The 207-nt window shown below is 49.3% G+C and carries 1 protein-coding gene; it reads right to left on the reverse strand.

The window, feature by feature from the left end:
• Window positions 1-207 (reverse strand): dihydroxy-acid dehydratase (locus tag V6252_RS13775; RefSeq protein ID WP_341610798.1); only part of this gene is annotated, 207 nt, incomplete at both ends.

Raw genomic sequence — 207 nt, forward strand, 5'->3', positions numbered from 1 at the left:
CTTCGGTCAAGCAGTTCATCGAGTTGGCGGTATACATACCAGAGCACGAAACACAAGTAGGGCAGGCTGAAGCTTCAATAGCAGCGACGTCTTCATCACTGCTGCTATCATCAGCAGCGTCCATCATTGCATCGACTAGGTCAAGTTTGAGAACGGCACTGCTGTCACTACTTTCCGTATTATGGCTCTTACCAACGGTACTGGCTA

Origin of the sequence: Psychrobacter proteolyticus (assembly GCF_038155145.1) — a bacterium.
GTDB lineage: Bacteria > Pseudomonadota > Gammaproteobacteria > Pseudomonadales > Moraxellaceae > Psychrobacter > Psychrobacter proteolyticus_B.